Raw genomic sequence first — 24,178 nt, forward strand, 5'->3', positions numbered from 1 at the left:
GATATGACAAGCTCAAAAGAAATTATCAAAGTTCTGTTGCTTTAGCCTGTATATTTTTATGGCTACCTTTATAGGGTTAATTATGAACAGTAAATGTCAACAGACCCTAATTTAAAAAGTAATTTTTATAGTAAAAATATAGATGGAATGGGATCAGCAAAGTCTGAAAATATGGATTTTATTGTGTATTTTAAAAATTAATATGATTTAAAGAATCCCTGCTCCTGGCGAACCAAGAGCAGCAACTTTTGAATGAATCAGTATTTAGTTCGCTAACTGAATATACGATTTAGGATGGGCTTAAACCAGTTCCACAGCAATCGCAGTCGCTTCCCCACCACCGATACATAAGGATGCAATACCTTTCTTACCGCCAGTACGTTTTAAGGCATGAATCAAGGTCACAATAATACGGGAACCAGAAGAACCCAATGGATGACCAAGTGCACAAGCACCGCCATTAATGTTTACTTTTGCTGGATCAAGTTTAAATCCATCAATGGCTAACATGGTTACCATAGCAAAAGCTTCATTGATTTCCCAAAGGTCAACATCCTGAGCATCCCAACCAGTTTTTTTCAAGACTTTTTCAATCGCACCAACAGGTGCAATAGTAAATTCTGACGGATGCTGCGAATGGCTGGCATAGGCCAGAATATTAGCCAATGGTTTTAAGTTACGCTGTGCAGCAATTTCGCTTGAGGTGATTACCAGTGCTGACGCACCATCAGAAATGGAGCTGGCATTTGCCGCAGTAATGGTTCCGTCTTTTTTGAACGCTGGACGCAGAGTTGGAATTTTGTCTGCTTTGGCATTTAAAGGCTGTTCGTCTTGCTCCACTACCACATCGCCCTTACGGCTGCTGACAGTGACCGGCACGATTTCATCTTTAAAGAAGCCTTGCTGAACGGCGGTCATAGCTTTATTTAATGAGCCAATCGCATAGTCATCCTGCTGCTCACGCGTATAGCCCTTTTTATCTGCCATTTCCTGAGCAAGAATTCCCATCGACAGACCTGTTTCAGCATCTTCCAGACCTTCCTGGAACATATGATCCGTCACTTTGCCATGTCCCATACGGAATCCGGCACGTGCCTTGTCCATTAAATAGGGTGCGTTTGACATCGATTCCATACCACCAGCTACCACAATTTCTGCTGAGCCGGCCTTGATCGCATCTGCTGCCTGCATCACCGCCTTCATGCCTGATCCACAAATTTTATTAATCGTGGTCGCACCAGTTGAATCCGGTAAACCTGCCTGACGCATGGCCTGACGTGCCGGACCCTGTTTTAAACCGGCTGGCAGTACGCAGCCCATGATCACTTCATCAATATCATTGGCCGACAGACCTGCACGTGCCACCACTTCTTTAATTGCCACAGCACCCAAATCCGGTGCGGTACAGCTTGAAAGTGAACCTTGAAAACCGCCCATCGCGGTACGTACTGCATCTACAATTACGATCATTTTAGTTTCATCCTTTTTCATCATTGTTATCCACCCTACATAGCCAAAGCGCTGTAGGGCTAGTCCTTCGCAATCATTGCTGGTTAAGCCTGTGCGGTAAAATAGTCTTCAGGCAACTGCATCACCAGTTCCGCACCGGCCTGAATACGCTGGATTCGTGCACTCAAATCCGGAAGTACTTTGGCCATATAGTAGTTGGCCAGTACCAGTTTGTTCTGGAAGTAGTTATCGTCTTTGGCTGCAGCAGCTTTGCTAATCCGCGCATACATATAGACAAAGCTGAGCAGCCCAACCGCATGTAAATAATCGACAGCAATCGCGTTGGCAAAATCAGGGTTCAGCTTAGACTGCTCGACGATGAATTTGGTGATATCTTCAAGTTGTTGGCAGGCTTCTAATGTCGCCGTTTTAATCGTCAATGAATCATCTAAATTTTGGGCAAATTCACGGATTTCAGCAATATATTCCGCGATATAAGTCCCATTACATTTGGTGGTTTTACGCCCAATCAGGTCAATCGCCTGCACGCCATTGGTGCCTTCATAAATCTGTGAAATACGCAGGTCACGAATACACTGTTCCATGCCCCATTCACGGATATAGCCATGACCACCGAAGCACATTTGCGCTTCCAGTGCAGAATCCAGTGCCTTGTCGGTCAAATAAGCTTTGGCGATTGGCGTTAACAGCGCCACACGGTCAGTCGCTTTACGCACCGCTTCAGGGTCGGTTGAGTATTTGGTAATATCCAGTTGTTGACCTACATACACCGCAAACGCACGTGAAGCTTCATTGTTAGCACGTACATTGAGCAGCATACGGCGTACATCGCCATGGACTAGAATTGAATCGGCTGGTTTTTCTGGAGATTTTGCACCAGTTGATGCACGGCCCTGTAAACGGTCCGTCGCATATTGTGCCGCATTCTGGTAGGAAAATTCTGCTGCACCGATGCCCTGAATCCCCATAGATAAACGTTCGTAGTTCATCATCACGAACATGCCGGCCAGACCTTCATTTTCATTACCGACCATATAGCCCTTGGCACCGTCAAAGTTCATGACGCAGGTCGCCGAGCCTTTAATTCCCATTTTATGTTCGATCGAACCGGCAGCGACTGCATTACGTTCACCGAGCGAACCATCGGCATTGACCAGGAATTTCGGCACAATAAATAATGAAATACCACGTGAGCCTGCTGGTGCATTTGGAGTTTTTGCCAGCACCAGATGAATGATATTGTCACTCAGGTCATGCTCACCGCTGGTAATAAAAATTTTGGTGCCAGTAATGTTGAAGGAACCATCCTCATTCGGTTCAGCTTTGGTCTTGATAATGCCAAGATCTGTACCGGAATGTGGTTCGGTCAGACACATAGTGCCCGACCATTCACCCGTATAGAATTTTGGTAAATAGGTTTCTTTCTGTTCCTGTGAGGCATGGTCATTGATCGCCATACCTGCACCCACCGTTAATAGCGGGTAAAGCATGAAAGATGGATTGGTGCTCCAGATCATTTCATCGGCCAAAACCGTGAGCATCTTCGGCATGTTTTGCCCGCCCCATTCTTCAGGAGCACCCAGACCGACCCAGCCACCTTCGGCAAACTGTCTGAAAGCTTCTTTAAAACCTTTGGGTGTCGTCACCACACCATTGTTAAACTGAGCACCACCTTCTTCATCAGCAGGACGATTCAGGTCAAGAATGACATTTTTAGAAAATTTGGCCATCTCTTCCAGAATTGCATTTGCCGTCGCCATATCTAAATGTGCAAGATTTTCATTACCTTGCCAAAATTGTTCAGCTTGGAATACATCATTTAAAATAAATTCCATGTCTTTTAGCGGCGCATTATAAATCGGCATTTTTAAATTCCTTAAAGGGTGATACTCAATCCTGTTGCCAAATATTTTCTAATTTTCATTAGAATCCAAGCGGGCGATTTTAAAATCGTGATATCCAATTCTTGCAGTATTAAATCTATATCTAGATTCATAAAGTTGCCTTAAAAACCACGTCTTCATGTTCAGTATAAGTGACTGAATATGCCAGCTTAATATTGATCTACTTTCCGTACTAAACCCGGATAAATATGGGCTTAAAACAGTCGAAGGATTTAGCTTCGTGCGCTGAAACAATAAAATAATTATGCTGAAAATGGAATTTTATTTAGCAAAGTTGATCTCTAGGGTTCAGTTTTCTTGACAATATTTCTGTCCGCTTAGCATTGCTATTTTTATTTGTCAGCAGTTGCTGCATAAATATACAAAATGAGATAAATATCACGACCTTAGTTTTATAGCCATCGCGTGCAAAATTGCATATTCTTGAAAGGTTCTTTTTCGAAAAGTATGGACCAAGAAGATGACGACTGTAAGACAGCAGAACTTCCTTCTTCGTAAAGAGAAGATCCTGAGCATGGCGGAAAGCCTGCTACTGGATAATAATCAGGACATTACCCTGAGTGAGCTGGCCAGTGAACTGGACATCGCAAAAGGAACCATCTACAAACATTTTAAAAGCAAGAACCAGTTATATTTAGAACTGATTATTCTGAATGAAAAAAGAATTCTAGAAATATCAAAAAAGCATAATAACGATATTAAAAATTATGTTTCACAATATATGCTCTATCACATGCTCAATTCAAACCGAACCATCCTGTTGCATGTCATTGAAGAGCGTTTAACCAATAACGAGAAAAATCTGAAAGAATTATTTCAGGAGCTTTATCGTATTCGTGAAGAACGGATTATCCGGATTAAAGACATCACCCATGATTATCTGGTGGCTTTAGAAAGTGCCATGTCGATTCGCGATTATTTGTCTTATATCTGGACAGTCACCTATGGCGCTTCGCTGTTATTAAATTCGACCAATTACCAAAAAGCGATTGGGTCACGTGAACGTCTGATTAAGCTGTATATTAATCAGGCGCTGATGACGCCAGATAAAATCTCATCGGTATAATCACTAAAATAAAAAATGCCTGATTCGATCAGGCATTTTTTATTTGGCTGTATGATTTCATATGATCATTAAGAGTGATCTAACACGACAACGATCAGGCTGCCACAGGCGGGAAACCATCTTCGGTTAAAGCTGCAACAATCTCAGACTCACTGACTGTCGATTCAACTTCAACCAGCTTAGTCGCCACATCAATATTCACAGTAGCATTTTCATCCAGATCTTTAATCGTAGCCGTGACACTGCGCGCGCAGCCACCACAGGTCATGTTTTCAATACGGAATTTCATGTTTAGCTCCATAGGATCGGTTTTTTATAGGATTCAGCAGACTATATTTAACCTAAATTTAATTGAAGATCAGGTCAGTGCTGCCCAGGAATGATACCCTGTTCAATCTGTTTTAAAATCTGGCAATCGGACTGTTCATTGCCGGCACACTGCTCAACCGATTGCTGTAAAATTAATAGCATATGCTGCATATCGGCAATTTTCTGTTGTAAAAACTGGATATGTTTTTGTGCCAACTGTTTGACCTCACTACTTTGGCGTGAGCTGTTCAGCCACAGGCCGAGTAATTCTTTCATCTGCTCTGAAGAAAATCCCAGTTCACGTGCATGCTGGATAAAACTTAAGATTTTAATATCCGCATCACTATAAACCCGATAACCTGTATCACTGCGTTTCGGAGCCGGCAACAAACCAATGTCTTCATAATAACGAATCATTTTCGCAGAGATGCCAGAACGTTTTGCCGCCTGACCAATATTCATCATACTGACTCCTTAAACTGCACCGGTTGATAGGCTTTTAATCTCAAGGCATTGCTGACGACAAACACGGAGGACAACGCCATCGCACCTGCGGCAAACATTGGCGATAACAATATACCCCAAAATGGATAAAGCACACCCGCGGCAATCGGAATTAAGGCAATATTGTAGACAAAGGCCCAAAACAGGTTCTGTTTAATATTGCGCATGGTCGCCTGACTTAAACCAATGCCTGTAGCCACATGCTGTAAATTGCCTGACATCAACACCACATCGGCTGCTTCAATCGCGACATCGGTACCGGTTCCAATCGCCATACCGACATCGGCCTGGGCCAATGCCGGTGCATCATTGATTCCATCCCCGACAAAAGTGAGCACGCCGTATTGCTGCTGGAGTTGTCGTACTGCATTGACTTTTTCATGCGGCAAGACTTCGGCAATCACCTGATCGATTTTCAACTGTTTGGCGATCGCCTGTGCGGTATGCTGGTGATCCCCGGTAATCATCGCCACTTTAAGACCTTGGTCATGCAAGGCCTGAATCGCGCTATAAGTAGTTGGTTTAATCGGATCGGCTACTGCAATAATCGCAGCCAGTTTCTGATTAATCGCTACATATAAAGGACTACGACCCTGATCACCGAGCTTTTGTGCAGTGGCTCTAAACAGATCGACATTTAAGCCCAAGTCCTGCATCAGACGTTCTGCACCGATATGCAGCTGCTGACCAGCAACCTGTGCTTTTACCCCTGCACCAGTGATCGAATCAAAATCCGTCACGTCCATCAGTTCCAGCTCTTGCTCGCGAGCAGCCTGAACAATGGCGTGGGCAATCGGATGTTCTGACTTGGCCTCTACCGAAGCCACCAGCTGTAATACGGTCTGCTGATTAAAATCAGCGGTGACTTCAAAGTCGGTCAGCAATGGTTTTCCTTCAGTCAAGGTTCCAGTTTTATCCAGCGCGACGACTTTGGTTTGCTGCAATAACTGCAATGCTTCGCCCTTACGGAACAACACGCCCAGTTCTGCTGCACGGCCAGTTCCGACCATAATTGAAGTAGGAGTCGCCAGCCCCATCGCACATGGACAGGCAATAATCAGTACGGCGACCGCATTTACCAAGGCGTAGGTCAGATTCGGCTCAGGCCCAAACAGGAACCAGACCATAAAGGTCAAGGCCGCCAGTGCCATAACAGCCGGCACAAACCATAAAGTCACTTTATCGACCACCGCCTGAATTGGCAGTTTTGAGCCTTGCGCCTGTTCTACCATCTGAATAATCTGCGCCAGTACCGAATCTTGGCCGACCGCAGTAGCTTTGATTTGTAGGGTTCCATTCTGGTTTACCGTACCGCCGACAACCTGATCGCCAGCCTGTTTGGCCACAGGCAAAGGTTCACCGCTAATCATCGCTTCATCAATATAACTTTGCCCAGCAACCACTTCACCATCGACGGCGACTTTTTCACCCGGACGGATTTCAATCAGCATGCCTTGTTGTACATCGGCAATTGCCAGATCAACCCAGTGATCATTTTGTTGTACTCGGGCTGTTTTCGGTTGCAAGCCGATCAGATACTGAATCGCTTCTGAGGTTTTCCCTTTGGCTTTGGCTTCCAGATAGCGCCCCACTAAAATCAGCGCGACAATGACGGCGGCCGCTTCAAAATACACATGCACGGTGGACTGCGGTAACAACTGCGGAAAAAAGGTCGCAATACAGGAAAAGCCATAGGCGGCAATGGTTCCAACGGCCACCAGCGAGTTCATATCCGGTGCCAGACGTAATAATGCAGGAATCCCATGCTGATAAAAACGCCGTCCCGGAATAATCAGTACCAAAGTGGTCAGCACGAACTGCAGATACCAGCTGTTCTGGGTTCCCAGCGTATGCGCAATAAAATGATGAAAAGCCGGAATCAGATGCGAGCCCATTTCTAGAATAAATACAGGCGCTGTCAGAATGACTGCAAGCCATAAGTCTCGTTTCAGTTGTGCCGTTTCATTGGCTTTCTTTTCTTGAAAAGCACCATGACTATCTGCCGACATATCCGTACCGGATTTTACTGTGGCTTGATAACCTGCTTTCTCCACGGCAGCAATCAAGGCCGGAATCTGGGAATGTGAGGCTTTCACCCAGGCAGTTTCGGTGGCCAGATTGACCTGTGCTTCGCTGACACTTTCTACTTTCAATAAAGCTTTTTCAACCCGTGCCACACATGAAGCGCAAGTCATACCTTCAATAGCCAGTTCAATCCGGTCGCTCTGAATATCAAAACCAGCTTTTTGCACTGCCTGAGTTAGTTTGGACAATGGCACAGAATTGATCGCACTCACATGCGCCTTTTCAGTAGCCAGATTCACTTGTGCATCCAGCACGCCTTCCACTTTTTTTAGGGCTTTTTCTACGCGAGCCACACAGGATGCACAGGTCATGCCTTCAATGTTCAAATCAAACTGTTGCGTCGGTACATCGAAACCGGATTTTTCAATTGCTTGAACCAGCGCAACGGCAGCAATCGGCTGCTGGCTTTTAATAAAAGCTTTTTCAGTCGACAGGTTGACAGATGCCTCGACCACACCTTCAATTTTTTTCAAGGCTTTTTCCACCCGAGCTACACAGGAGGCGCAGGTCATACCGCCAATCTGCACCTGCTGTTCATATAACCGGTTGCTGTCTTGTTCTGCCATGCCCATCTCCACACCTCAACTCATTGTTGATGTTATAGCTTAAACATTCCCATCATGGTAAGGTCAAGTCCTTCATCTGACTATTTTAAAAATAATGCAGCGTCCTGCTGCGATTTAAAATCACCCAATAAAAAGCCCGAAGATGACTTCAGGCTTGTATGGCAGTATTTAAAATATAAAATGCATCAATGTTATTCGGCAGAAATATCTTCAAACAAGATCGAAGACAGGTAACGTTCACCACCGTCTGGCAAAATCACCACAATATTTTTACCGGCATTTTCAGGGCGAGCCGCCAATTGTGCCGCTGCTGCCATAGCCGCGCCACTTGAAATGCCGACCAGGATACCTTCCTGAGCTGCTGTTTTACGTGCCCATTCGACTGCATCTGCGCTATTAATGGCGATTACTTCATCAACGAGGTCTAGGTCCAGATTGCCCGGAATGAAGTTGGCACCAATCCCCTGAATTTTGTGTGGTCCAGGTGTAATGTCTTCACCGCGTTTGGCCTGACCAATAATTGCAGACTCAGCAGGTTCCACCGCCACTGAATATAAAGGCTTATTTTTTACCTTTTCAAAGTAGCGTGAAATACCGGTAATGGTTCCACCTGTTCCAACACCTGCGACCAGAATATCGACATTTCCCGCAGTCGCTTCCCAGATTTCTGGACCCGTGGTTTCTTCATGAATTTTAGGGTTAGCAGGATTTTCAAACTGTTGTGGTAGATAGTACAGTTCAGGATTTTCATTGACTAGACGTTGTGCTTCTTCAATCGCGCCTTTCATGCCTTTGGCCGGATCAGTCAGTACCAGATTGGCACCCAATGCTTTCACCACCTTACGGCGTTCAATACTCATGCTTGAAGGCATGGTCAAAGTAATGTCATAACCTTTGGCTGCCGCAACAAAAGCCAATGCAATACCGGTATTGCCGCTGGTTGGCTCGACAATATGCATACCGGATTTGAGTTTGCCAGATTTTTCAGCATCATTAATCAACGCTGCACCAATACGACACTTGACTGAAAATGCCGGATTACGGCTTTCAATTTTCGCAAGTACCGTGGCCGGAGCGGAAATCACACGATTAATACGAACAAGCGGTGTATTTCCAATCGCGTCTGCATTATTACTATAAACCGCTATACCTAAATTATTCGGTGTTGGAAAAGCTGAATCTGTACTCATGATGATATCCCTGATGTTATTGGTTTAAGTCGCTTAAACATCATACAAGCATTTTTTTGCTTTGTAGATGTTTGATGAAACTTGCACTTCATTGCACGAATGTGAACTAAAATACTTTCTGCACTATGCAATAAATTTATCTTATCTATCAATATTTAAAATATAATTTTAATTGATAATTCAATTCATTAAAAACCATAAAACTTAACTGTTTTTAGCAAGGTATTACGGGCTAAGACCCGTATAATTAGCGGGCTGTAACTTTATAATGGACATATTGAATGAAAACCGATTTTGAAATCACGACTATGCGCGATTCAGCAGAACAGGTCGTCGGCATTTTAAAATCTCTGGCCAATACCGACCGTCTTCTCATTTTATGTCATCTGTCTCAAGCGGAACTGAATGTTTCAGAAATTGAGGAAATAACTGAGATTAAACAGCCGACTCTTTCCCAACAGCTCATGATGCTGCGTAAAAGCGATGTGGTAGATACCCGACGCGATGGCAAACAGATTTATTATTCAATTAAAGATCAAAATTTGATTGTGGTCTTAAATACCCTTTATCGATTGTATTGCGGCAATCCAGCTAAATAAAGAATCTTTCTTTTTTCAGTCATCAAGATGAATTTCTTTAAACTCTTATTGATGTCGTTTTAAATCATTAAGATCACGATCATAAGTTTTCGAATGATACGTGACTGACCCAGATGATTCATTTTAAACATGAATCATCAAGAAGCTAGATCAGCTAAGACTTCTTAGCAGAATTTGTGCATAATATATCTATATTTGTGATTTAGACCTTTTTATGCCAAATTCCAAGTCTAAACTTCTGCATAAACTGCCTGCCTGGGCATGGTTAAGCCACTATACGCCGGTCAAATTTAAGTCCGATGTGCTAGCCGCCCTGATTGTGGTGGCAATGCTGGTGCCTCAAGGGATGGCCTATGCCATGCTGGCAGGATTGCCGCCGATCATGGGTTTATATGCGAGCATCCTGCCGATGATCATTTATGCCCTGCTCGGTGGGAGTTCGACTTTATCGATTGGCCCGGTAGCCATCATTTCCATGATGACTTTTGCTACGCTCAATCCACTTTTTGAAGTCGGCTCACCGGTCTATATCGAAGCTGCGACCTTATTGGCACTGATGGTCGGGATTATTTCCCTGCTTTTGGGATTATTCCGTTTTGGTTTTCTGATCCAGTTGATCAGTCATCCCGTGATTCAAAGCTTTATTATTGCCTCTGCCTTATTGATTGCGTTTGGGCAGTTAAAGTTTTTGGTCGATCTTCCTTTAAAAGCCAATAATCTTCCGGAGTTTGTCAGCAGTTTGCTGCAATATTTCCCGTTGCTGCACGTGCCGAGCCTGATTTTCGGCCTGCTCTCTATCGGTCTGCTAATCTATTTGCCCAAGTTATTAAAATCTCAGGCTGTACAAAGCCGGATCGGCTCTACAGATTTTCTGGTACGTGCAGTGCCGCTGATTCTGGTATGTCTCGGCATTGCAGCGATTGTCTTTCTGGATTTAAAGCTTCAGGGTATTAAGACGGTCGGTGCAATTCCTTCCGGTTTTCCACCCTTGTCTTTTCCACACTGGAACTGGGAATTGGTGATGACCTTGTTACCGGGTGCCAGCATGATCGCCATGATCAGTTTTGTGGAATCCTTGTCGATTGCTCAAGCGACAGCCTTACAGCAACGCAGTCATTTAAACAGTAATCAGGAGCTGATCGCACTCGGTCTGGCCAATATCAGTGCGGGCGTGAGTTCAGCTTTTCCCGTGACGGGCAGCCTGTCGCGGACGGTGGTGAATGCCGATGCCGGTGCTAAATCACCTATGGCCGGTGTTTTATCCTCAATTCTGATTATTTTCGTGAGCCTGTTCTTTACCGGATTTTTTGAAGATCTGCCGCTGACCATTCTGGCCGCGACGATTATTGTTTCCATCTGGAAGCTGGTTAATTTTCAGCCATTTTTTGATGCCTGGCGCTATTCCAAGGCAGATGGCCTTGCCATGTGGATTACTTTTCTCGGCGTGGTCCTGATTGATATTTCCACTGGTTTGATTATTGGGATCGTTTCGACCTTTGTGCTGATGCTATGGCGAATCAGCCGGCCGCATATTGCGGTTGTCGGTCTGGTGGAAGGAACCCAGCATTTTCGCAATATTCAGCGTCATCAGGTCAGTACCTCCGATCGGGTGCTGTCACTGCGGATTGATGAGAATCTGACGTTTCTGAATGCCAATAGCTTTAAAGGTTATCTAATCAATGAGATCAGCCTGAATGACCAGCTACAACATGTGATTATCAACTGTTCCAGCATCAGTGCGATTGATCTGAGTGCCTTGGAAATGCTGGAAGATTTAAATACGGAACTGGCCAAACTGGATATTCGCCTGCATTTTGCCGAAGTCAAAGGTCCGGTCATGGACAAGCTGCAAGCTTCTAAATTGATGACGCATTTGAGCGGGCGCATTTATCTGACCCATTTTCAGGCGATTCAGGACCTGGCGCCAGAGATCTTCGAGCAGCATAAAGATTATACGATTTAAAACAGCAGATACTGGAACTTATGGTCGGAGATTCCAGCTGGTCATAAGTGCAGTTTTTTCTGAATTTTCAAATATAATTTGAATTTATCTATTTAACTTTGATATTTATTTCATGAATATAATTTTAAAAGCGCTGATTTATTCATCATTTTAGGAAGTTTTTCTTCAATATAAGCGCTGTTTTAGAGCAATTAGTTTTAGAATAAATCAACAATATCAATATCTTGGTTTTTATATAAAAATATATTTTAAGCCTTGTTTAAATTAAGTATAAAATAGCGCAACTTTTTCCCAAATTTAGCCCTCGTAATTTTCACAAGGCAACCTTATGTTTTCTGCCCTTATGCGCATGAGCTTAGTCTCTCGAATCATCATCGCCATTATTTTAGGTGTGGGTGTGGCTGTGGTATTTCCCGAAGCTACTCCCTCATTAAGCCTATTGGGCGACCTGTTTATTAAAGCCTTGAAGTCTGTTGCACCGATTCTGGTTTTCATTTTAGTGTTAGCTTCTATCGCGAATTTTAAGGTGGGCCAATCCAACGCTGCCATCAAACCGATTATGCTGATGTATGCGGTTGGTATGTTCCTTGCTGCGCTGAGCGCTGTGGTTTCAAGTATCTTATTTCCAAGTACGCTGTTCCTGGATATTGCTGCACAAGCTGACTTGCAGCCGCCTGGCAGTCTGGTAGAAATCCTGAAGAATTTGCTGCTCAGCTTTGTTGCCAACCCGGTTGTTGCGATTGCTGAAGCAAACTTTATTGGCATCCTGGCTTGGTCAGTGGCATTAGGCATCGCTTTCCGTCATGCATCGGATAGCACCAAAACGCTTTTGAATGATGCAGCCTTTGCAGTGAATTATGTGATTCGTTTAGTGATCAGCTTTGCACCTTTGGGTATTTTTGGTCTGGTCGCAGTGACTTTTGCTGAATCTGGTCTGGATACGCTGACCAGTTACGTACATTTACTTGCTGTGTTGCTCGGAACGATGGTTTTCGTTGCACTGGTAATTAATCCGCTTCTGGTTGCCTTAATGACACGCAACAACCCGTATCCACTGGTATTCACTTGCTTGCGCGAAAGTGGCATTACCGCTTTCTTTACCCGTAGTTCGGCAGCCAATATTCCAGTCAATCTGGACTTGGCAAAACGTCTGGGCGTCAAGGAATCAACTTCAAGTATCGCAATTCCTTTGGGTGCTACGATCAACATGGCAGGTGCTTCTGTGACCATTACTGTATTGTCATTGGCGGCTGTAAATACTTTGGGGATTAGCGTCGATTTCAGCACTATGCTCATTCTTTCTGTGGTGGCAACCGTTTCGGCATGTGGCGCTTCAGGGGTTGCAGGCGGTTCATTGTTACTGATTCCAGTTGCATGTGGCCTGTTTGGTATTTCTTCGGATATCGCCATGCAAGTCGTTGCGATTGGTATGGTCATCAGCGTATTGCAGGACTCTACTGAAACTGCGCTAAACTCATCGACCGATGTTTTATTTACTACAGCAGTAGACCGCGCATCAAATTGATTTTATATTGATTAATCAATATGTTTAGCCAATGATGTTGTTATGCCATTACAGCGTTTACCTACCTGGATACAATTAGGGGCGTTTTTTCTTGCGGTCAATGCCGGCATGATTAACGTCCTGGGTCTGGTGACGGTACTGCACCAGTCTGTTTCACATATGACCGGTAATGTCAGTATGCTGGCCATGGCCCTGCTGAACTGGCAACCAGAACAGATGTTGTATCTCTTTCTGGTCACACTCTGCTATGTCATTGGTTCATCCTATAGCGGGCTCATTCTTGGAAATAGTCACTTTCGCCTGGGGCAGCTTTATGGTTACCCTTTAAGCTTGGTGGCTATTTTTATTTTGATCTGCTGGTTATTATTGCCCTATTTCCCGCGCTATGCCTTGTTATGGGCCTGTGTCGCCATGGGTGTGCAAAATGCCATGGTCAGCCATTATAAAGGCGCCATTATTCGCACCACGCATTTATCTGGCGTACTGACCGACCTTGGCTTGGCGATGGGCTACCGTTTGCGCGGTTTGGAGGTAGAATCACGACGCGTGGTTTTGCATCTGCTTATTTTGCTCGGTTTTTTAAGCGGCGGCATTCTTGCCAGCTGGCTATATCCTTATTTAAAATTAAATGCATTCCTGATCCCGGCAGTGCTGAGTCTGGTTCTCAGTCTCACGTATTGGGTGATTTATTTACGTTATCGACATCAACACGACTAATATCTGGACATTCTCATGGTTAAAAATGCATTGCAGGCACAATTGTTAAAGGCAGGATTGGTCGATAATAAAAAAGCCAAAAAACTGTCTAAACAGGCTGTGCATGAAAAACGCACCGGTGACGGTACCGAGGCTGAAATCAAGGCCAAGATTGAACAAGACAAACAGCAAAAAATGGCTAAAGATCAGGCGATTGAGCAAGAGAAAAAAGCAGCTTTGCAGGAAAAAGAACTCAAAGCCGCAATCATGCAAATGATTAATCAGCACAAAATCCGTGATACTGACGGCGATGCGGTCTATCAGTTCATTGATGACAGCAAAATCAAAAAGGTCTATTTAAACCAGCAGATCTATAATGCACTGGTCGCAGGCAGTTTGGTCATTGCACGTGAAAATGACAGCTATGCTTTCTTGCCAAAAGCGCTGGCAGATCGTATCAATGCGAAAATGCAGGGCTTTATCATTGTGAATAATTCAGAGAAAAATGAAGAAACCACCGATGAAGAAGATCCATATGCAGCCTATGTCATTCCTGATGATTTGATGTGGTAAGCATCGCGATATCATTACTGAAATATCGAAGATTAGAAACCGGCGAATTCGCCGGTTTTTTTATTTGTATGGACTTTTATTGAATGATTTGCACCAATAGATATGTTTTAAAAAGTTATCCAATATTAAAAAATCTGATCCAAAACTATAAACTTGACCTAATTTTTTGATTAAAGAGAAAGATCGTTTGGAACAGTTTAATTTTATTCGGAATATTCAAGAATGGGCAGATCAGTACCCATGGCTGGAAATGCTATCTTCACTGAGTATTGTGATTTTACTGGCGATTCTTGCCAATCTATTTGCCAAACAGATTGTGGTACGCGGAATACGTCAACTGATTTCCAGAATGCCTTTTGCCAATAATCAGATTTTTGCTGAGCATAGCGTGATTCGCCGGATTGCCAATATTGTTCCCGCAGTCGTGATCATGAACGGGATTACCACGGTACCGCATTTATCTGACAAGGTTGAGTCCTTTGTGCAAATGGGGGCACAGGCTTTTATTTTCCTGACGATTGCCTTAGCTCTTGGTGAATTACTGAATATTTTTAACCTGGTCTATCAGCGTAATCCCAAGTCACGTAACAAACCGATTAAAGGTTATTTGCAGCTGGTCAAGCTGATTATCTTTATTGTCTGTGGCCTGATGATTCTCGGCACTTTCCTGAAAAAGGATGTCTTTACCTTGCTGGCTGGCTTCGGTGCCATGGCCGCGGTGTTGATGCTGGTCTTTCAAAATACCATTTTGTCGCTGGTGGCGTCGGTTCAGATTTCATCCTATGACATGGTGCGTATTGGCGACTGGATCGAAATGCCCTCGCTGAACGCGGATGGCGATGTCATTGATATGTCATTACATACCATTACGGTACAGAACTTTGATAAAACAGTGACCACGATTCCGACCAATAAACTGGTGACGGATACCTTTAAAAACTGGCGTGGTATGCAGGAAGCCGGTGCGCGCCGGATCAAGCGCTCGATTCATATTGATCAAAGCAGCGTACATTTTATGTCGGCTGAAGAACAGAATAAGCTGAAAAATTTTATTTTGCTGGATCAATATCTGAATACCAAATCAGAGGAACTGGAACAATTTAACCTGCAACTGAGCCATCATTCGCAATATAACCAGCGCCGTCTTACCAATTTAGGAACCTTTCGTGCTTATGTAGAGTTTTATCTGCAACAGCATTCGGGCATTAGTAAAAATCATTCCCTGATGGTGCGCCAATTGCAGCCAACCAGTGAGGGTTTACCGCTAGAGATTTATGCCTTTACCAATACCACCGCCTGGGTGGAGTATGAAAATATCCAGTCTGATATCATGGATCATCTGCTGGCGATTATTCCGGAATTTGGTTTAAAAGTGTATCAAGCGCCTTCAGGTCTTGATTTAAAGGAAGCATTTACTCAACCGTCTTCTATTATTACTTAAACACAAGTCATCCAATCTCAAGCCTGAGGTGCTGCTGCATTTCAGGCTTTTTTATTTCCTCATCTATTTAAAACCTGACTGGCATAAATCTGGCTTTAGTTTAATTTTTATAATCCAAGTTTTAATTGAGTGAATCATTTTGTGGCAATTTCACCCAATTACGGGCTTAAAAAAACAGAATCCTTTATAATTCCCGAAAAGCAAAATGCATGATAAGAGTACGATAATGTTTCGATGGCTTGAAAGACTGGTTGACCCCTATCCCACCAAAAATCTGAACCAACCTTTACCGACCAAGTTTTTTCCATTTGTCTGGCAGGCAGCCTATGGAGTCCGCCGTTATTTGCTGATTCTGGTACTGTGTACTGCCGGTGCTGCCAGCTTCGAAGCTTTTCTGTATTCAAAAATTGGTGAGCTGGTGAACTGGCTCAGTAAAAGCCAGCCCGATACTTTTCTGGAACAGCATGCTAGCAATTTAACCTTACTGAGTATTGTTCTTCTGGCCAATATTTTTTTCGCTAGCGCCCAATCCCTAATTAAGCATCAGATTTTGTATAGCAATTTCCCGATGCGTTTACGCTGGCGCTTTCATAATCTGCTGATGAAACAGAGCCTGGATTTTTTCCACAATGATTTTGCCGGACGATTATCTGCCAAAGTCATGCAAACGGCTCTGGCAGTACGCGAATTCTGGGTCATTCTGGGTGACATGCTGGCGTATGTGCTGATTTATTTCATCACGATTAATATTGTCTTAGGTGCAATTTCACCCTTGCTGATCATTCCATTGATGGTCTGGCTAGCCTTGTTTATCTGTGCAGCGTGTTATTTCATTCCACGTTTGAGCAAAATTTCCAATGCTCAAGCGGATGCCCGTGCCGTCATGACCGGGCGTATTACGGATGCCTATACCAATATTCAGACCGTGAAGCTGTTTGCTCATGCCGGCCGTGAAAGTCAGTATGCCAAGACCTCAATGCAGGAATTTATGGTAACGGTATATAAACAGATGCGTCTGGGTGCTCAATACGAAATCAGTATTTTACTGCTGAGTGTAGTGTTATATGGCGGCGTACTGGGTACCGCGATCTGGTTGTGGATGGAAGGTCAGGCCGAGCTGGGCATTATTGCTGCAACTACAGCAATGGTACTGAAACTGAACAGTATTGCCGAATTTATGATGTGGCAGACCTCTGCCCTGTTTGAAAATGTCGGGACCATTCAGGATGGTATGAAAACTTTAGGTCGAAAAATTGCCATTGAAGATAAACCGGGTGCCAAAGAGCTACAGCTCAATCACGGTGAAATCAAATTCGAAAATGTCAGCTTTGCCTATAATGATAAAAACGTGATTGATCAGTTTAATCTGACCATTCGCCCAGGCGAAAAGATTGGTATTGTCGGCCGTTCAGGTGCCGGGAAATCTACCTTGATTCAACTGTTGCTGCATTTTTATCATATCAATCAGGGTCGTATCTTAATCGATGGTCAGGATATTGACGATGTGACTCAGGACAGTTTGCGCAAGAATATTGCATTAGTGACTCAAGATACTTCACTGCTACATCGCACTGTCGCGGAAAACATTAAATATGGTCGTCCAGATGCGACTGATGAAGAAATGTTTGAAGCTGTGCGTAAAGCCAAAGCTGAAGAGTTTATTCCTAATTTGACTGATTTGCGTGGCAAAAAAGGCTATGAAGCTTATGTGGGTGAACGTGGCGTGAAACTTTCCGGGGGGCAGCGTCAGCGGATTGCCATTGCTCGTGTGTTCCTGAAAGATGCCCCAATTCTGATTCTGGATGAAGCGACCAGTGCGCTGGATTCTGAAGTCGAAGCAGCAATTCAAAACAGTCTGGACGACTTGATGCAAGGTAAAACCGTGATTGCAATTGCGCATCGCCTGTCTACCATTGCCCAGATGGATCGTCTGATTGTACTGGATCAAGGTCGAATCGCCGAGCAAGGCACGCATGATGAACTGGTGGCATTAAATGGCATCTATGCCCAACTTTGGCAGCGTCAAACTGGTGGCATGCTGATTCAGCAACAGGTCAAAGCATCAAAAGATCATGAATAATATGATCTCTAGAAGATTTCAAAACTTCTAATGATTTGCTCGTCCTTAATATTAAACAGGTCTGGAAAAAGGAAAACTTTGCCCAGACCTTTCTTTTTAAAATCTTCTATACAGATGAACCTTAAGTTGCCATCTATCTGGCATTTTAATGAAATGACATAATTCTCTAGTTCTGAAAGCGCTCTGATAAAGTCCTGTTCAATTCTTAATAAAACTAGACCAATCGTCCTGTCCTGAGCAAACAGATGCTGGGATGCGACTTGTTCAATAAAATAATTTTAATTTCATCAATAAAATTATGCGGTTTAAATTGATTTTAATGCTGAATTCAGGCTAATCTGCCAGTGGCAGAGTCACAATCGCCAAAATTTTGTCCAACAATTTTAATGAAAAATTTGGCGGCTTCATGCCAATATCTATTTATAAATAAAAAAATTTGAATGAGTGCAACGGATCGCGCATGAAAACAATTGCTCCACGCCAAGACCAAGGAATTCCAGGTGTTTACGGTCTCCTGCTTCTCGATGTCATTTCCCGCTGGGGTTATAATAATGAGTCGCTTTTCCAACCTTTTGGCCTGACTAGTGAACAGTTGGCAGATCCTGATTTTCGTATTCCAACCCCTGTCGCCAACGAACTGGTGAAATATGCCCTGAAACTGACCGGCGAACCGACCTTGGGCTATCATCTCGGCACACAGATGCGGATCTCGATTCATGGCTTTATTGGCTATGCGATTATGACGGCGAATAATATTACCGATGCGCTGGTCTTGGCGAATCGATTTATTCAACTTCGCTTACCCTTCCTGCAACTATTTTTCTCGACCTTTGGTGCCAAAGCCACGGTACAGCTGCAAACCGATATTCAGCTTGAACCTCTGCGCACCGAAATTTCCATTGCCTTGATGATTGGACTGATCAGTATGGCCAAGGCCATTACAGGTGTTACTGATGCGACAGGAGAAATCGACTTCGATTTTAAGAAGCCGGAAGATTTTGAACGCTTTATGGCGAAGTTCCCAACGCATCAGTTCCGTTTTGAACAACCGCATTTAATTCTGAGCTTTGATAAAAGCTACCTGATGAACAAGCTGGTGCATGCCGATCCGATTGCCAGCCAGATTGCGATTAACCAGTGTGAAACGGAACTTTCTGCCTTGGGTGAACGGCATCGGATTGCGATGCGCGTCCGGGATATATTGACCCATGCTGAGCAACACTATCTCAGTATTGAAAGTGTGGCGGATCGCTTGCACATGTCTGACCGCACCTTAAAACGTCAACTCGCCGCCGAAGGCACCTCCTTTTCTACCCTGGTCGATGAAGTGCGTTACCGGCATGCCACCTCGTTATTATCCCGGACAGATTTCACTCTGGAACAGATTGCCGATGAACTGGGTTATAGTGATGTCGCCAATTTTAGCAGGGCATTTAAACGCTGGAGTGGTCGCAGCCCGAGCAACTGGCGCAAAGATCCTTATTTATAAGGAAGTATAAGCCTTTTGTTTTGCTTAAAAAGAATGTATAAAACATGTCAAAAATGATCTTAAGATTTTTAAGGAGTTATCAATGAATCATCCTGCAGAATTAAAGTACGCAAGTACACATGAATGGGTGCGCATTGAGGGTGATCTTGTTGTGACCGGTATTTCCGACCATGCACAGGATGCGTTAGGTGATTTGGTTTATGTAGAAGCACCAGATCTTGATTCACATATCACTGCGGGCGAACAAGCTGGCGTGGTTGAATCAGTTAAAACAGCTTCCGATATTCATGCACCGGTGTCTGGCGTAGTGGTTGAAATCAATCCTGATCTTGAAGATGATCCTGATTTTATTAATGATGACCCATACGGCAAAGGCTGGATCTATAAAATCAAGCCAGACAATATAGCAGATGTCGAAAAGCTGCTTTCCAATACAGAATATGAAGCTGGCCTATAAGCCATTTTAACTTGAAAAAAAATCAGCCTCCGGGCTGATTTTTTATTGTAGATCCGTCGTTGCATTTTCCAGTTCAAATTAAATTTCATGTATTTATCATGAAATATCATTGTATTTTTCACTTATTTTCCCTAAAGTCTTGCTCATATCTGCTTCGCTCCTGAATAGGTCGCGCTTATTTATAACAATAATTTCCCATGCTGAGCCCAGCGTCTCACAGCATATCATTTTAGGAAAATCATGAATGCCATTGCAGCGCCACTATGGACCAAGTCATTTATCCTTTGTCTGGCCAACAACCTATTTCTATTTATTTTCTATTTTGCGCAAACCACAATTTTGCCAATATACATCTTAAAAGAATTAGGCGGCAACCTGACTCAGGCAGGTCTGGCCATGACCTTGTTTATGGTGTCTGCCATTGCAGTGCGACCTTTTAGCGATTTAATTGTCGAAAAATTCGGGGTGCGTAAAACCCTGATTATTTCTGAAGTGTTCTTTAGCTTATTTTCACTTACTTATCTGTTGGCAGATCAGCTCACGATTCTGTTTATCATCCGTTTCTTACACGGCATCTGGTTCAGTATCTTGACTACAGTTTGTGTGCCTGTGGTGAACCAGTTTATTCCGGAGCAACGTAAAGGCGAAGGCATGGGCTATTTTGTCATGTCGGTTAATCTGGGGATTGTTTTAGGTCCATTTATAGGCTTGAGCCTGATTGAACACTGGTCTTATTTTCAGGTCAGCATGCTATTGATCGTCTTGGTTTTTATCGGATTTGCCTTCTGTTTTTTGATTCCGGTCAAAGAACCTGAAAAAATCATCAAAAATACCAATAAGAAAACCTCGCTTGAGCTGACAGATTTTGTGGAAAAGAAAGTGCTGCCTGTCGCAGTATTGGCCATGCTGATTTCTTTTTCTTATGCGAGCATCATGTCTTTTATCGCACCCTTCGCAGCCAGCAAGGATTTAATGGCCTATGCAGGTTTATTCTTTGTGGTTTTTGCGATTTCCATGATGAGCTTACGGCCGATCACCGGAAAAATTTATGATCGTAAAGGTCCGCAGTATGTGATTTATCCGGCCTTGGTGGCTTTTAGTTTGGGTTTATTTTTACTTAGCCAGATTCAGACCTTATGGGGATTCATGCTGGCTGCAGTCATGGTTGGCGTGGGCTTTGGCAGTGTGCAACCGTGTATTCAAACCTTGGCGATTCAACGAGCGCCCAAGCATCGAATTGGCTATGCAACCTCAACTTTTTATACTTTTTATGATCTGGGGATTGCCATCGGTTCACTGCTGATTGGTGCCATCATTGCAGCTTACAGTTATCAGTTTGCTTTTATGCTATGCGGTATTTTAACCTTAAGCAGTATTATTTATTTTAAGCTGGTGGTGCAACGTAAAACCGTCTAGTTTTATGGATTGAATAATAAATAAGATAAATAAAAACAGGCAGAAAATTCTGCCTGTGATTTTTTGAGCAAATATTTATTCTGACACCGAAGTATTCTCTGCTTGTTTCTCTTCCGCTTTTGGCTCTTGCATCATGGTGAATTGGGTTGCCTCTGTGGCTACGGTAGTGTCCTGTCGGTTACTTTTCAGCTTGATTTGTAAGCGCAGTTCATTGGTCGAATCGGCATTGCGCAAGGCTTCTTCATAAGAAATTTCACCCTGGTTATACAGGTCAAATAAGGCCTGGTCAAAGGTCTGCATGCCCAGTTCACGCGATTTCGCCATAATCGCTTTCAATTCGTGGAATTCACCTTTCAAAATCAGGTCAGACATCAGTGGCGTATTTAACATGATTTCAATCGCTGCACGACGGCCTTTACCATCTTGAGTACGAATCAGACGCTGTGAAATGATTGCCTTCATATTGGATGACAAATCCATTAATAGCTGGTTCCGGCGTTCTTCCGGGAAGAAATTGATAATCCGGTCCAAAGTCTGGTTGGCATTGTTCGAGTGCAGCGTTCCCAGACACAGATGTCCAGTTTCAGCAAAAGCAATCGCGTGTTCCATGGTTTCAGTATCGCGAATTTCGCCGATCAGAATCACATCTGGTGCCTGACGCAAGGTATTTTTCAGCGCATTATGCCAGGAATGGCAGTCCACTCCGACTTCACGATGAGTAATCATGGATTTTTTATGCTTGTGCACATATTCAACCGGATCTTCTACGGTAATGATATGCCCGGCTGAATTTTCATTTCGATAGTCAATCATGGCTGCGAGTGAAGTTGATTTACCGGAACCTGTTCCTCCGACTACCAATACCAGTCCACGTTTTTCCATAATCACATGTTTCAGAGATTCCGGTAATTTCAGCTTCTGGAAATTTGGAATTTCTGCAGTAATGGTACGAATTACCATACCGACATTAAGTTGTTGTACAAACACATTGACCCGAAAACGGGAAACACCTGGCACGGTGATGGCAAAATTGCACTCAAGTTCAGTTTCAAATTCTTTACGCTGTTTATCATTCATCAGACTGTAGGCAAACAGCTTGGTTTTTTCAGCTGTGAGTTCCTGCTGTCCAAAAGGTTTCATTAAGCCTTGATGTTTAATACTCGGTGGAAAATCAGCCGTAATAAATAAATCTGAACCGCCATATTCCACCACCTTGGTCAGCATGTGATGCATGAATTTTTTTGCTTCGTCCAACAATTCTGCCGTGAACATCTTTTCCCCCGGAAATGCACAACTGCACAAATCTCAATCTTAGATTTATGCCAAATATTTTAATTTCATTGTGCAGCGTTTTATAAATATGCTCAAATATATTTGATTTATAAAGAAAATATTTTTTAATATTTATGTGACCTACTTCAATAAAAATTAAATTAAGTAGAAGTATTCAAGCTTTTTAAAGCAACTCTGCCAAAAAAATAGGATTGTAATTTTAAAGGTTGAATTCTGTTAGACGATTCATTATTTGTCATTTGCGACATATAGAATGTTATTTTTCTTTCTTTATGATTACCAACTCACCTATTTTTTATGTACCAATTTCGGTTCTATTAGATGTAATAATGAATTATGAAAAATAGGATAATGTTTATGAAAATTGAACAAAATCGTGGAACTTTGCTCAAATAACAGGCGTGAAACTTGGTAAATTATTAAAAAAGCCCGATTCAGCTAAGTTAGGCTTTTTATTTGACTATAAAAATATGATTTATATAAAATAAAATAGAGAATTTCGTATAACGTGTATTATGTTAATTTTAGGGAAATTTAAGAATCTCTATGCAATGGTTTATTCAATATTCTTTGATTTCTTATCTTTTAGGTTAATCAGAAATAGCCAATAACATAAGCCAGGAAATAGAGCCATAAAGATAGTCCATGTATCTGTATACATCTTCCACCACTCTTTCGAAATTTCTCCTGTGTGACTCCATCCAAAAAGAATAAAAAATGGAGTAGCAATAATTATAGAGGCAATACAGATAGTTAATAAATTAAGACTGTTATAACGATTTAAAAGAATTGAGAATATGAAGCTGAAAGGTACAGTCAAAATACAATAAGCCAAGTAGACAAGACCGTGCCCTACAAGAACCACTAAAATCGAGTATAGGCTGTATTCCTGATTCATTACGATAAACAGGACTGCTGTGAAAAAAAGTAGTGGTAAAGGAGAAAGTAAGAGAGCTTTTACTATTTTTTCATTTGGGTATTTCACTAATTTAATTCTCTTATCTACTCAATAAACAATAATACTATAACGATTTTATTGGAGGTTTTTTGATTCTATTTAACATAATGGCGATTATACGAAAGGCCCTTGTTAAAACCCATTTAAAGTGTCTATATTCTCACCAATAAATTTGGGCGGATTCTGAATGAGTTAAATATTGATATTATCTTCGCCAACTCACCCCAGGCCAAAGGCCGTGTGGAACGTGCCAATAGAACACTCCAGGATCGCCTGATCAAGGAAATGCGCCTAGAAGGTATCTGTTCAATTGCCGAGGCAAATGCCTGGCTGCCCTGCTTTATTGAGCATTTCAATCAGAAGTTTGCCAAGTGTGCGCGAAACTCAAAGAATTTACATCGGCCATTAACCGAATCTCATCTTGAACTGGATGATATTTTTACCTGGCAGGAACCGCGTAAGGTCACCAAGAATCTGACCCTGACCTATGACAAATGTATTTATCTGCTTGAACCGACAGAGCTGAATCATAAGCTTGTTGGGCAATATATTTCATTTCTGGAGTACCCGGATGGGACTGTGGCCCTCATGCAC

The 24,178-nt window shown here is 42.9% G+C and carries 19 protein-coding genes and 2 pseudogenes; 13 read left to right on the forward strand and 8 right to left on the reverse strand.

Features of this window, described 5'->3' with window-relative positions; all coding sequences use genetic code 11:
* A pseudogene (locus ACTL4S_RS15145) lies at positions 1-93 on the forward strand (IS5/IS1182 family transposase); the annotation flags it as partial.
* A gap of 207 nt (positions 94-300) precedes the next feature.
* Here ACTL4S_RS15145 and ACTL4S_RS15150 read toward each other — a convergent pair.
* Together ACTL4S_RS15150 and ACTL4S_RS15155 are read right to left on the reverse strand one after the other, a co-directional pair.
* Positions 301-1,470, reverse strand: a complete 1,170-nt coding sequence (locus ACTL4S_RS15150) for a thiolase family protein (protein WP_441299618.1) — start codon at positions 1,468-1,470, stop codon at positions 301-303.
* Between the two features lie 83 nt (positions 1,471-1,553).
* Positions 1,554-3,335 carry an acyl-CoA dehydrogenase C-terminal domain-containing protein gene (locus ACTL4S_RS15155; protein ID WP_441299619.1) on the reverse strand — a complete coding sequence of 594 codons (1,782 nt, stop codon included), beginning with the start codon at positions 3,333-3,335 and terminating at the stop codon, positions 1,554-1,556.
* 499 nt (positions 3,336-3,834) lie between these two features.
* On the opposite strand from ACTL4S_RS15155, the gene ACTL4S_RS15160 reads away from it, so the two are divergent.
* Positions 3,835-4,440 carry a TetR/AcrR family transcriptional regulator gene (locus ACTL4S_RS15160; protein ID WP_004280405.1) on the forward strand — a complete coding sequence of 202 codons (606 nt, stop codon included), beginning with the start codon at positions 3,835-3,837 and terminating at the stop codon, positions 4,438-4,440.
* Between the two features lie 94 nt (positions 4,441-4,534).
* Here the strand turns inward: ACTL4S_RS15160 and ACTL4S_RS15165 are convergent, their stop codons facing one another.
* The 4 genes from ACTL4S_RS15165 to cysK form a co-directional block, all read right to left on the reverse strand.
* Positions 4,535-4,729 (reverse strand): heavy-metal-associated domain-containing protein, encoded by a 195-nt coding sequence (locus tag ACTL4S_RS15165; protein WP_005100179.1) that lies wholly within the window; start codon positions 4,727-4,729, stop codon positions 4,535-4,537.
* 74 nt (positions 4,730-4,803) lie between these two features.
* Complete coding sequence (gene cueR / locus ACTL4S_RS15170) at positions 4,804-5,214, reverse strand: Cu(I)-responsive transcriptional regulator (protein ID WP_005262836.1); 411 nt, start codon at positions 5,212-5,214, stop codon at positions 4,804-4,806.
* Positions 5,211-7,910, reverse strand: coding sequence for a heavy metal translocating P-type ATPase (locus ACTL4S_RS15175; RefSeq protein WP_441299620.1), 2,700 nt, complete (start codon positions 7,908-7,910; stop codon positions 5,211-5,213). Before ACTL4S_RS15175 ends, cueR begins: the two co-directional genes overlap by 4 nt.
* Positions 7,911-8,095: 185 nt before the next feature.
* A complete protein-coding gene (gene cysK, locus ACTL4S_RS15180) occupies positions 8,096-9,094 on the reverse strand; it encodes a cysteine synthase A (protein ID WP_180180759.1) in 999 nt (332 codons plus the stop codon).
* Positions 9,095-9,375: 281 nt separating this feature from the next.
* Between cysK and ACTL4S_RS15185 the strand changes: the two genes are divergently transcribed.
* The 10 genes from ACTL4S_RS15185 (at position 9,376) to ACTL4S_RS15230 (ending at position 21,333) form a co-directional block, all read left to right on the forward strand.
* The gene (locus ACTL4S_RS15185) at positions 9,376-9,693 is read left to right on the forward strand and encodes an ArsR/SmtB family transcription factor (RefSeq protein ID WP_004647061.1); all 318 of its coding nucleotides are present in this window, start codon (positions 9,376-9,378) and stop codon (positions 9,691-9,693) included.
* A 214-nt stretch (positions 9,694-9,907) separates the two neighbouring features.
* A complete protein-coding gene (locus ACTL4S_RS15190; protein ID WP_441299621.1) occupies positions 9,908-11,656 on the forward strand; it encodes a SulP family inorganic anion transporter in 1,749 nt (582 codons plus the stop codon).
* A 328-nt stretch (positions 11,657-11,984) separates the two neighbouring features.
* Positions 11,985-13,181, forward strand: coding sequence for a serine/threonine transporter SstT (sstT, locus tag ACTL4S_RS15195; protein ID WP_224216630.1), 1,197 nt, complete (start codon positions 11,985-11,987; stop codon positions 13,179-13,181).
* Positions 13,182-13,223: 42 nt separating this feature from the next.
* On the forward strand, positions 13,224-13,898 hold the full coding sequence (locus tag ACTL4S_RS15200) for a YoaK family protein (RefSeq protein ID WP_005251946.1): 675 nt from the start codon (positions 13,224-13,226) through the stop codon (positions 13,896-13,898).
* A gap of 15 nt (positions 13,899-13,913) precedes the next feature.
* Complete coding sequence (locus ACTL4S_RS15205) at positions 13,914-14,450, forward strand: DUF2058 domain-containing protein (RefSeq protein WP_004731139.1); 537 nt, start codon at positions 13,914-13,916, stop codon at positions 14,448-14,450.
* A gap of 187 nt (positions 14,451-14,637) precedes the next feature.
* Complete coding sequence (locus ACTL4S_RS15210; protein WP_034436448.1) at positions 14,638-15,891, forward strand: mechanosensitive ion channel family protein; 1,254 nt, start codon at positions 14,638-14,640, stop codon at positions 15,889-15,891.
* Between the two features lie 226 nt (positions 15,892-16,117).
* The gene (locus ACTL4S_RS15215; RefSeq protein WP_004647067.1) at positions 16,118-17,971 is read left to right on the forward strand and encodes an ABC transporter ATP-binding protein; all 1,854 of its coding nucleotides are present in this window, start codon (positions 16,118-16,120) and stop codon (positions 17,969-17,971) included.
* Positions 17,972-18,431: 460 nt separating this feature from the next.
* The gene (locus ACTL4S_RS15220; RefSeq protein ID WP_005246182.1) at positions 18,432-19,460 is read left to right on the forward strand and encodes an AraC family transcriptional regulator; all 1,029 of its coding nucleotides are present in this window, start codon (positions 18,432-18,434) and stop codon (positions 19,458-19,460) included.
* Between the two features lie 82 nt (positions 19,461-19,542).
* Entirely contained in the window at positions 19,543-19,917 is a 375-nt protein-coding gene (gene gcvH, locus ACTL4S_RS15225; RefSeq protein WP_004647068.1) for a glycine cleavage system protein GcvH, read from the forward strand.
* A gap of 240 nt (positions 19,918-20,157) precedes the next feature.
* Complete coding sequence (locus ACTL4S_RS15230) at positions 20,158-21,333, forward strand: MFS transporter (protein WP_441299622.1); 1,176 nt, start codon at positions 20,158-20,160, stop codon at positions 21,331-21,333.
* A gap of 75 nt (positions 21,334-21,408) precedes the next feature.
* Here the strand turns inward: ACTL4S_RS15230 and ACTL4S_RS15235 are convergent, their stop codons facing one another.
* Together ACTL4S_RS15235 and ACTL4S_RS15240 are read right to left on the reverse strand one after the other, a co-directional pair.
* Positions 21,409-22,605 carry a PilT/PilU family type 4a pilus ATPase gene (locus tag ACTL4S_RS15235; protein WP_005251952.1) on the reverse strand — a complete coding sequence of 399 codons (1,197 nt, stop codon included), beginning with the start codon at positions 22,603-22,605 and terminating at the stop codon, positions 21,409-21,411.
* A 577-nt stretch (positions 22,606-23,182) separates the two neighbouring features.
* Complete coding sequence (locus ACTL4S_RS15240) at positions 23,183-23,611, reverse strand: hypothetical protein (RefSeq protein ID WP_441299623.1); 429 nt, start codon at positions 23,609-23,611, stop codon at positions 23,183-23,185.
* 141 nt (positions 23,612-23,752) lie between these two features.
* On the opposite strand from ACTL4S_RS15240, the pseudogene ACTL4S_RS15245 reads away from it, so the two are divergent.
* Positions 23,753-24,178: pseudogene (locus tag ACTL4S_RS15245) on the forward strand (transposase family protein); the annotation flags it as partial.

It is taken from the genome of Acinetobacter lwoffii (assembly GCF_052078135.1).
GTDB lineage: Bacteria > Pseudomonadota > Gammaproteobacteria > Pseudomonadales > Moraxellaceae > Acinetobacter > Acinetobacter lwoffii_Z.